The organism is Tolypothrix sp. VBCCA 56010 (assembly GCF_050875635.1).
Lineage (GTDB): Bacteria > Cyanobacteriota > Cyanobacteriia > Cyanobacteriales > Nostocaceae > Hassallia.
In genome coordinates this window covers 1-11325 of the sequence record NZ_JBPAOH010000198.1, presented here as the reverse complement: position 1 = coordinate 11325, position 11325 = coordinate 1, and the positions used below count along the sequence as shown (strand labels likewise).

Below are 11325 nucleotides of genomic sequence, written 5' to 3'. Positions count from 1 at the left end.
CTTGCCACACCTTGATTCCTTAAAAACTACCCATAAGGGTTTTGACCCTTCTTGCTTAGTCTCTCACAAAAATGGTCGGTTTATTTCCGCCACCCTGTACTAGCCCAAAAACGCAGCATAATAACTCGGTGCAGCAAACAGACGAAACTTCCTAGTAGTCTGTTGCATTAATGTATTGAGCGATTCATCGCTCAATTACACCGAAATGTCAACTTCATCAGTTAAAGGAATAAAAAATAACGTCGCCAAGGGGTTTTTATTTATTGAGGAGTTACGAACCGCAGAGAACGCAGAGGACGCAGAGAAGGAAGAGAGTATGATTTTTGTGGTAGAGAAGGGGTTGTTTTTAGGAATGTAAATGCTTAACTAAATCGAAGTTTCCTTGACGCAATGTTTCGGGATTTGGCATTTTGTTTAAGCGCATTAGTTCGGTGATGGCTGCGGTTTCGGTGTCGCGCTGGCTGGTGGCTGCTGCTAATACTTGGTTGTCTTTGATGTAGAATACGATAAATTCGCGTTTTTGCAAGTCGCCATCGATGATAATTTCATCCCATTCTTCGGCATGTCCGACGTAGCGTAGGGGAAATTTAAATTGCATTGTCCAAAAAACAGGTACAGTTTTAAATTTAATCGCTTTTCCTGCCATATTGTAAGCGGCAATGCGTCCTTGTTGGGCGGCAATTCGCCAGTGTTCTATGCGAATTTTCTCACCTGTGCGTTGGTCTGGAAAGCGGGCAATGTCACCTGCTGCGTATAAGTTATCGGCAGCGCGAAGATATTCATCTACTGGTATACTTTTGTCTTTGGGATGCAAGTCTACACCAGAGAGAATTTGAGTTGCAGGTTGTACGCCTATGCCTACGACAACTATATCAGCTTCAAGGCGTTGGTTATTATCTAAAATTACGGCTTCAACTTTGCTGTTTCCGATTAATTTAGTGACTTTTCTGCCAAATTGAAAGCTGACACCATTTTCTTCGTGGACTTGTTGAAATAACTGTCCAATTTCTTCGCCCAATATTTTTTGAAAAGGGAGAGAATCTGGTGAGATTACTGTTACTTTGACACCTTTTTGGGTAAGACCAGAAGCGGTTTCCATGCCAATAAAACTTGAGCCGATGACTACGGCTTGCTTGGCTTGTGCGGCAGATGCTAGAATGCGATCGCTATCTGCAAAGCTGCGTAAGGTAAAGACGTTTTCTAAATCTGCACCTTCAACATCTAGCTGTTTTGGTTTTCCACCTGTGGCTAACAGCAAGGCATCATAACTGAGGGTTTCACCATCTTCAAAGGTGATTTTTTTTGCTTTGGCATCAACGTTGGTCGCCTGTTTTTTTAACAAAACCTCGATATTATGCTCTTTGTAAAACTCCGACGTTCTCAGTGGTACTTGTTCTTTGGGAACATCACCGTTAAAATAATCTTTGCTTAATACAGTGCGATCGTAAGGTAGTTGGTCTTCACGAGTAATCATGAGGATGCGTCCTTGATAGCCAGCAGTTCTCAAGGTTTCTGCTGCATGGGCACCCGCTGCACCCGCTCCTAAAATGATAAATGTGCGTGGATCGACATTGGGATTGTATGATGCCATTGCAGGGGTTCTCAATCCAGATGCTTTTTCTGGTACGCTGACAATGACATTTTCGCCTTCGATTCTGACTTGATAACAAGGCAAAGAATCTAATCCCGGTGGCTCTTGTTGGTCGCCTGTGGTGATATTAAAATAAGCATTATGCCAGGGACAAACGATGCTATTGCCACTTAACACTCCTTCTGCTAACGGTGCTTGGTAGTGCGTGCAAAATGCTCCTAAAGCGTGAAAATTTTGATTAACGCGGATTAGCAGTACGTCCGTGTCACCTACAGAAACCTGCCGTTTTTCGCCATCCTGCAAATCATTAACTTTGGCAACGACTGCTTCAATCTGCTGCATAAAATTTCTGCTGATAAGAGAACACGTCTTTTAAAGTAAACTGCAATCAGTAAATCATTCCTCGGTCATAAGGAAGAAATTTAATAATTATATTATTCGAGAATTCAATTTGATGATTTTGTTATAGTATCGAAGAGCTAAATCGCAAGGAAATAGCGTTTGCTGTTAGTTATGATGGCAAACGAGGAAACAAAACTTTCGGTAACGAATTACCGTCAGCATTAAATTTTAGGAAGATTGAAATCGAAGTAGGACGTTCTTTCAAGCAACTCTTTTAGGTAAAGAAGAAGTAACAGTAGAGTCTTTGTACTTGTCACATATAGCAAATAGCTATACCGAAGACTTAGAAAGTTACAGCAGATTGCAGGTAGATAGAGTACACTAAACTGAGTGCATCAAAGCTTGAAAATAAAATTTTACTCAATCTTTCGTATCCTGTACTTTTTACCACTACCGTGTTGTTTAGAACTGTGCTTTGCGGCTTTAATCAGATCGGCTGCTTTCTCACCAATCATAATGGTGGGCGCGTTCGTATTTCCCGTGGTGAGCGTTGGCATGATCGAGGCATCGACGACACGCAATTTCTTCACCCCATGTACCCGGAGTTCGGGATCTACAACCGCCATTGGGTCAGTTCCCATTTTGCAAGTACCGACAGGATGATACACAGTCCCGCAAACTTCCCTAATATAAGCAACGAGTGCTTCATCGCTCTGAACCTCGACACCGGGAGCAATTTCCTCACCTCGAAACTCATCAAAGAAACTTGAATGAAACAAGTCGCGAAAGAATCGAATCCCTGCCACTAGCTTTTGCACATCAGATTGACTTTGCAGATAGTTCATCCGCAGGATCGGGGCATCGGTGGGGTCAAGCGATCGCAAAGCGACACTGCCAATGTTCTGGGGATGGGTCAAACTAACATAGCCTGTGAACCCCGAATCAACGCGGACATACCCTGGAGGTGACAAAGGACGGGCATCGAAGAAAAACAGCAAATCTGGCGCGATATCCAGATTCCCCTCGCTATGCATAAATATTGCAGCTTCAGAAATACCATTACCAGTGGCAGCAGGTTGTACCTCCTGAGTTCCCTGGTAGGGCACGGGAAAGCCAACGTGGTCTTGCAGGTTTTGACCCACACCCGGCAGATCGACGACAACTGAAATCCCCATTGCTTGCAAGTGTTCTGCATTGCCAATGCCAGAAAGCATTAGCAGCTTGGGCGAATCGAACGCGCCCGCACTTAAAATCACTTCCTGACTGACTCTAACCTGGTGTAGCGTTCCAGAGTGCAGGTATTCCACCCCGATAGTGCGAGTCTCCTCAAACAACAATCGAGTCACCAACGCACCTGTTTGCACCGTTAAGTTCGGACGATCCAGAATCGGCGTGAGAAATGCAGCAGCAGTACTGTGCCGTTTACCATCTTTGATTGTAAACTGAAGCGGTCCTACCCCTTCCTGCTGCTCTGCATTGAAATCAGGATTGTACTTGTATCCCATTGCCACCGCTGCTTCTACAAACGCTCTTGAAACCGCAGCCAAAGACACGATATCGGTAACGCTCAACTCCCCATCCACACTGTGATATTCCGAGCCACCACGTGAGGAATGCTCAGATTTCTTGAAATAGGGCAAGACATCTTGATACGACCAACCGGGGTTGCCCAATTCCTGCCAGTGGTCAAAGTCGTGATGATTGCCCCGCATATACACCAGGTAATTAATCGAACTGCTGCCCCCCAAGACTTTACCACGGGGACAAAATATCTTGCGATCGTTAAGGTACGGTTCAGGTTCCGAGAAATATTTCCAGTCTACCTCGGAGCCAGGTAAATTCCTAGCTTCCTGTAGGATTTGAATCTCTGGTTTCGTATCCCGATTGCCTGCTTCAAGCAACAACACAGTTGTTTGGGGGTCTTCTGTGAGACGGTTGGCAACCACACAGCCTGCTGAACCTGCACCAATCACAATATAATCAATCATATCGAGACATTCCACGTTTTCCAGAATTAGCACTCGCAAAACGAGCAGAAATTAGTGAGGTGACTAAACCAGTAGAGAACAGGGCGACCTTTTGAAGAAAACGACGACGGTCATAAGGCTTATAAAGCATAAACTCCTCCTCTGTTGATTATCTAAGGATTTATTGGTTCGTCTTAAGCGTTCTTTGTATTTTTGAAAGTGTCGCATAAATTTACTATGCACACAAGATCCGCATCAATCAAATTTGGGGCGTTGCTGAATGGTGGGATGAATGGGTTTACAAAGGTCTTCAGAATATCCTTTTGGCAAAGCGTAATTGACCAACAAATCAAGTGAAATACTGACAGCTAAAACTTGTTGTAGTAAACCAATACCTTCGCCAAAATCCAACACCCTAGAAGGGTGTCGCTATACGAACAAAGGCTGCGGAGGCAGCCTGTAAGGATTTCAGCCCACGAAGGTGGGCTTTGTTTGTGTAGTCCCAGGCTTCTAGCCTGTGGGCGTTTCAGAAAATTGGCGAAGGTATTGGTAAACAAAACAAAGATTATAAATCAAACTCGCTCAAATAAATCAAGTCGATATTGTTCTTCGCGTTGACTTTTTAAATGTCGCAATTTAGTCGGGGTTAATTCCATAAATGAATCGTGAACTTGCTCGCCATTCAAAGGATAATCACGCGCATACTCTGTCCAATGAACTAAAAGCAAATGTCCCCCAGGTTCCAAGTGTTCTAAAATGCACTGCTTGGCTTTTTGCAAGTCTTCCCAGCACCAGTAATATCCAACTTCTGACACCAAAACTAAATCAAACATCTCTTCCGGAAACTGTTCTGGTAAACGCATGATTTGAAATCGCACTTGCTTTAAGTGCTGACAGCGCTGTATTGCTTTTTCTTGAGCTAGCTTTGACACATCAATTGAAAGCAAAGAGTCACATAAAGATGCTAGCTTTTCAGTTAAAACGCCAATTGAACCGCCAATTTCAAAAGCAGATTTATAGCGTTTCGGTAAAGCAGCGATTGTGGCAGTATATTTCTTCGCTTCGTATTCGCTGGTTTCAAATTTCCACGGATCGGGGTCGGTGCCGTAAAGTGCTTCAAAATAACTTGGAGGAAGCGATCGCTTTTCTATCTCTAATAATTTTTTCGGCTTGGGGATACTTGCAGTGTTCAAAGCTTGTAAAAAATCATCAAAATTTACAAAGTCTTCGATAATCTGCTCAACTCCCGCATCTTGTAAAGTTCTTTTCTGTTCACCGCTTGCGACACCAACAAAATTTAGTTGCAGCTGCACAGCCGTTAAAACATCCCAAATTCCATCGCCAATACAAACTATTTTTTCAAAATCGAGTTGATTATACAACGCTTTTGCTCTGGATATTGCGGTTTTGACAATATCTTCACGAGAAATACTATCATCAGCAGACGCTGTGGGCAATTGTCCAACATCCAACTTTGCACTATCTAGTTTCATGCAAGCTGATGCACTCCATCCTCCAGTTGCCAACGCGATCGCCCAATCTTCTGTTTCTCGCAATCTCCGCAACATTACAGAAGCTCCGGGTATTTCCGCAAACAATGTATTATCTGTTGTATATTGTTCTTGCAACAAATCGACAAAGTGATGCTGAAGCCGAGATAATTCACTTTCTTCGGGAACACGTCCGAAAAACTCCTGAAAAATTTGCAAAGTTATCCCAGAATCCGTTGTGTGTCCGTAACTAGCCCAGTCCGTGTTAATATTTTCAATGCCATTAAGAGCAAACGCTTTCACAAAGCATTGAGTATCAACATCATTTGTTTTAGTCAGCGTTCCATCAATATCAAAAATTGCTAGTTTCATTAAAGTATTTAATTTTCAACTTCTAAATAAACTTCCCAAGGACGAGCGAAATTCAAAAGCATTTCTGGTGTCAAGCGAAAACATAAGGGATCGTCATCAATTAAGTTGGTGATTTGCGAACGATAACAAGCGATCGCCTGTTTTTTCAACTCTACCACCGCAGCAATATCCAGACGCCAACTTGTTACTTTTTCCGATTCTGTCAAGTTTCCCCGTTGCTGTGGGTCCCAATCCCAGATAGGATATTCAATAATGCGCGGTGATAAATTTAAGTTACCCAAAGCAGTGTAAATTAACTTTGAAGTTGCTCGGTGGTCAGAGTGAGGATCGTACCGCCAAGGTAAAAAGATAATTTGCGGCGCAATTTCTCTTAAATAAGCACTACAACTCGCTACTGCACTGATATATTGTATGGAAATTGACCCATCTTGCAGCCCGCAAAATGTCACGTTATCGGAATTAACGCCTAACTTACTCAAAGCTTGCAGCGTTTCGCTTTCACGTAATGCCTGTAATAAAGGTGCGGGATACTTCTGAGAATTAGGGTGAGAAAGCGTACCGTTACTGATAACTAAAACGCGGACATCGCAATTGAGAGAACGTAAAAGAGCGATCGCACCACCACAACCCAAGGTTTCATCATCGGGATGAGGTGCAACAATTAGCACCGGACTATAAGCAATTTCCTTGATAGACCGACAAGGCAAAACATCAGGATTAGTTAGCGGTGATGCAGTCATGCGATTTAAGATTTTGGATTGTAAAATGCTTGTTTTATGTCACGAACTAGGATACCCCAACCTTCGTAGAGACGTTCCGTTGGAACGTCTTTACTAAAAAGGTGATTTGCCAATAATATTCATTGGTTCCAAAGCGAATGTGCCGGATTACTTTCACCTAAAACATACTGTCCTACACTAGAAAGTGCAGCATCAAAAGCGGGTTGACGCAGATACAGCGTTAAATCCCGGATGATGCGTTCCATTGGATTTGGTGGTAGCAAACCGCGAGTCCCAACAGAACGTTCGCACATTTGCATGATGTCAATGCAAATTTGTTCAATTGCTGTCCGCACCATATTTGCATAAGCGACGAGTTGACTAGCTTGCGGATTGTCAACCGTCGGATAACCTCCAAACACAGGTGCATATGCTGCTACCATATCCGCAGCCGATCGCAACCACAGATTACCACTTTCAATCGCGATCGCCATTCTACCCAGTCGTTCTCTTTGGTATGGATCGTTTGTATAATTCAGCTTTTGCAGATACTCGCGAGTTAAATCAAATAATGCTTCTGCACCACCCAGTTGCACCGCTGCAAACCGAATTACTCCCACAGATAACCAAGGCTGTCTATAATAGTCTCCAGGTTCACCGATTAAGGCGTTTTGCTGCAACTCAACGCCGCTAAAATCTACTTTATAGCTAGCAGTTGCTCGCATTCCCGAAGGTTCCCACCAAGATGGATCGCTTACGGTTGCTACTTCATCCATTGGCACAATGCACATTTGCCAAGTACCATCAGGTAAAACTCCATTCACAAACGGACGATCGACGTAACCAGAGCCAGAACAAAAGGTTTTACAACCTTCGAGGCGATATTTACCATCCTCTAGGGGGATAATTTTAACACCATCAGATGCTTCTGCATTCCAAACGCCAAAGATTTTATGGCGATCGCGTGCTTCACTTGCATAAGTTGCGATTTGTTCTTTAGTACCAAAAGTTTGAATTAGTTGCAGCGCATTGATATGTCCCTCATAAATTCGCCCAACCGCCAAATTACCACGCCCTATCTGTTTTAATAGCATTAGCAGTTGTTGAGTTACACTCGCATCAATTCCCGCACCCCACCCACCTAAACCTCGGTGTAAAGGTGCAGACAACAAGCCAGCCTCAGCAATTAACTCAAACTCCTTTTTCGGGAAAGCGCCATTATAATCAATCGCGCTAGCGTTTAGCATACAATAATCAGCAATCTCTCTAGCACGCCTGATAACTTCCGCAATGCACGAATCATGCCATTCTGTGAGGATGACATCCTTTGATAGTTGAGTATTAATAGCCGCCTCCTTTACATAACATATCTTCACATATTATTGAAGATAATGAAATTCAGTTGGATAGCGCCTCTATCTTCTGCGGGAAATAACGAACTTGATTTATATGAGTTTGATGCATCGGGCGATCGCCACGAAAAATTTAAACGTTCGTAGTGAGCACTTTAGTGCTCAAATAAGCGTTTCAACGCTTACTACGATTTTCTCATTTTATATTCGCCAGGACAATTTCTCCTTTCTTATTAATCTTCATCGGCTTATCCGGAAAAGCATTTTTATTCAAATAACGCAATAGACTCACAGTTCTAAACCGCTGATCTATCTGCGGAATTCCCTGTTTGTTCATCCGAACCGGGATAATTTTACTTCCAACTAATTCGCCATCAGGGTTCATTTTGACTTCTAAAATCATTGAGTAACTGGTTTCACCTTCTGTTGATAAAGTTCGGTATCCGAGAAAGTTTCCTAATGAATAAGCGATGAGTTTACCTTTATAGATTTCCATCGCTCTAGGAACGTGAGGTCCATGTCCTATAACTAAATCTGCGCCAGCATCAATCATTGTTCGCGCAAATTTCATTGAATTTCCTCGGTCTTCTCCATAGAAATATTCAGTTTGATTTTTCACATGCATTGCCCCGGTTCCCTCCGCACCTGCCTGCATGGAAATAATTACCAGATTCGCATTGGTTCTAGCTTCTTCAACGAGTGCTTTAGCTGTTTCTAAATCGTGCATTGAGTTGTAAATGTCATAGGTAGTAAATCCAATCATCGCTACCGGAACATTACGAACTTGTTTATAGAGAATTTGATTTTTATGACCTAATGTTTCAATGCCAACAGCGGCAAGATTATTAACAGTATCGCGAAATCCCACCTTGCCAAAGTCTAATGCATGGTTGTTTGCCATATTGAAAACATCAAAGCCAACATCAGCAAACAACTGTGCATATGCTGGGGGAGAACGAAAGGCGAAAATTTGCCCTTGATTGATATCTTTGGAAGAATAGGGATAGGTAGTTAAGCTAGTTTCCAGATTACCCAATAATAAATCGGCTCTTTGCAAGTATGCTCTCACCGACTTTGGGATTAGCTGATTGCGATCGCGTGGAAGTCTGTTAGTAGGGTAATTAGTACCGGGAATCACATCCCCAACAGCTTGAATCGTGATGTAATCAGATTCAGGCTCCTCAAAACCTAGCGGTGGAGTGTATTCTGGTTGATATCCTGGTAAAAGAGGTATCGCTTCGGTGTCTGAAGTTGCAGCTTGCGATCGCTGCACCTGCCCAAAGCGGACAAAGATTCCGATACTAATGCCTACACAAAAACAAAAGCTGATAAAACTCAACGGGAGTAATCGCCCAATTCTATTTGCCATATTCGCAGTAGTTCCACTCCTCACATTATGGGATTAGTTTAGCCCATAAATAGGGAATTTTTGGTATAAATTAACCTATCCTCTTTGCAAATCTTGATAGCCAAATATTTAACAACACTCTGCGACCCTCCGCGTTTACCTCCGCGTCCCTCTGCGTTTAAAAACCGGCTCGGATTAAATGTTGCAATAAGAGTGCAATGCGATTGTGACTCGATACAATGCGATTGTGACTCGATGCATTGCGATTGTGTCTCGATACAATACGATTGTTTGCCGATACAATGCGATTGTTTGCCGATACAATGCGATTGTGTCTCGATACAATGCGATTGTGACTCGATACAATGCGATTGTGACTCGATGCATTGCGATTGTTTGCCGATGCATTGTAAAGACGCCATAAATCGCCGTCTCTACATCTTTAACAACAGATGACTACTACTTTATAGCGATTTCCACTCAGGTGAGGTACAAAATTATATGGCGGGTTGTAGGGGCACGGCAGTGCCGTGCCCCTACGGATGTACCGCCGTGCCCCTACGGGTGTACCTCATTAAACCGAGAAACGCTATATGGCAGCGATCGCAATTGACTTGCAACTATCCACATAAGCTAAACCCTCAAACATTCCCCCCCTCTCCCCCTCCCCCCTCCTCCTCTCCCCTCATCCCCTCTTACACACCTCAAGTTCTTCCAACCTCTCCGGATGAGCGTTTAAATAATCACTTAACCACAGACAACCCCTATTTAACAGTTCATCTAAGTTTTCAACTTGCCACACCTTGGCGGTTTTGTCAGCAGAAGCGGTGACAATTCGTTTGCCATCAGGGCTAAAACTGGCGCTGTAGACTTCTGCTTGATGCCCAGTCAGGGTAGCGATGAGTTTGCCATTTAAGTCCCACACCTTCGCGGTATTGTCAGCTGATGCGGTGACAATTCGTTTACCATCAGGGCTAAAACTGGCGCTGAAGACTCTATCTTGATGCCCGGTGAGGGTGGCGATGAGTTTACCATTTAAGTTCCACACCTTGGCGGTTTTGTCTAATGATGCGGTGACAATTCGTTTGCCATCAGGACTAAAACTGGCGCTGATGACTTGTGCTTGATGCCCGGTAAGGGTGGCGATGAGTTTGCCATTTAAGTCCCACACCTTGGCGGTTTTGTCTAATGATGCGGTGACAATTCGTTTGCCATCAGGGCTAAAACTGGCGCTGATGACTTCTGCTTGATGCCCAGTCAGGGTGGCGATGAGTTTACCATTTAAATCCCACACCTTGGCGGTTTTGTCATCTGATGCGGTGAGAATTCGTTTGCCATCAGGGCTAAAACTGGCGCTTTTGACTTGATCTTGATGCCCAGTCAGGGTAGCGATGAGTTTACCATTTAAATCCCACACCTTGGCGGTTTTGTCATCTGATGCGGTGAGAATTCGTTTGCCATCAGGACTAAAACTGGCGCTGTTGACTTGATCTTGATGCCCGGTAAGGGTGGCGATGAGTTTGCCATTTAAGTTCCACACCTTGGCGGTTTTGTCTAATGATGCGGTGACAATTCGTTTGCCATCAGGGCTAAAACTGGCGCTGTAGACATATGATTGATGCCCAGTCAGGGTAGCGATGAGTTTACCATTTAAATCCCACACCTTCGCGGTATTGTCAGCTGATGCGGTGACAATTCGTTTGCCATCAGGGCTAAAACTGGCGCTGTAGACATATGATTGATGCCCGGTAAGGGTGGCGATGAGTTTGCCATTTAAGTCCCACACTTTGGCGGTTTTGTCAAATGAAGCGGTGACAATTCGTTTGCCATCAGGACTAAAACTGGCGTTGATGACTTCTGCTTGATGCCCAGTCAGGGTGGCGATGAGTTTGCCATTTAAGTCCCACACTTTGGCGGTTTTGTCAAATGAAGCGGTGAGAATTCGTTTGGCATCAGTGCTAAAACTGGCGCTGTTGACATATGATTGATGCCCAGTCAGGGTAGCGATGAGTTTACCATTTAAATCCCACACCTTGGCGGTTTTGTCTAATGATGCGGTGACAATTCGTTTGCCATCAGGGCTAAAACTGGCGCTTTTGACTTGATCTTGATGCCCAGTCAGGGTAGCGATGAGTTTACCATTT

General features: G+C 43.8%; 7 protein-coding genes and 1 pseudogene. All 8 read right to left on the bottom strand.

Annotated elements, in window-relative coordinates:
* Nucleotides 1-346: 346 nt before the first annotated feature.
* Nucleotides 347-1933, bottom strand: a complete 1587-nt coding sequence (locus AABK37_RS36955; protein WP_432556423.1) for an FAD-dependent oxidoreductase — start codon at nucleotides 1931-1933, stop codon at nucleotides 347-349.
* A 416-nt stretch (nucleotides 1934-2349) separates the two neighbouring features.
* Nucleotides 2350-3921 carry a GMC family oxidoreductase gene (locus AABK37_RS36950; protein WP_432556422.1) on the bottom strand — a complete coding sequence of 524 codons (1572 nt, stop codon included), beginning with the start codon at nucleotides 3919-3921 and terminating at the stop codon, nucleotides 2350-2352.
* A 551-nt stretch (nucleotides 3922-4472) separates the two neighbouring features.
* A complete protein-coding gene (locus tag AABK37_RS36945; protein WP_432556421.1) occupies nucleotides 4473-5762 on the bottom strand; it encodes an SAM-dependent methyltransferase in 1290 nt (429 codons plus the stop codon).
* Nucleotides 5763-5770: 8 nt separating this feature from the next.
* Nucleotides 5771-6502, bottom strand: coding sequence for a PIG-L deacetylase family protein (locus tag AABK37_RS36940; protein WP_432556420.1), 732 nt, complete (start codon nucleotides 6500-6502; stop codon nucleotides 5771-5773).
* Nucleotides 6503-6621: 119 nt separating this feature from the next.
* The gene (locus AABK37_RS36935; RefSeq protein WP_432556419.1) at nucleotides 6622-7857 is read right to left on the bottom strand and encodes an acyl-CoA dehydrogenase family protein; all 1236 of its coding nucleotides are present in this window, start codon (nucleotides 7855-7857) and stop codon (nucleotides 6622-6624) included.
* A 172-nt stretch (nucleotides 7858-8029) separates the two neighbouring features.
* Entirely contained in the window at nucleotides 8030-9202 is a 1173-nt protein-coding gene (locus AABK37_RS36930) for a CapA family protein (protein WP_432556418.1), read from the bottom strand.
* 157 nt (nucleotides 9203-9359) lie between these two features.
* A pseudogene (locus AABK37_RS36925) lies at nucleotides 9360-9569 on the bottom strand (hypothetical protein); the annotation flags it as partial.
* 297 nt (nucleotides 9570-9866) lie between these two features.
* Nucleotides 9867-11325 (bottom strand): WD40 repeat domain-containing protein (locus AABK37_RS36920; protein WP_432556417.1); only part of this gene is annotated, 1459 nt, incomplete at its 5' end.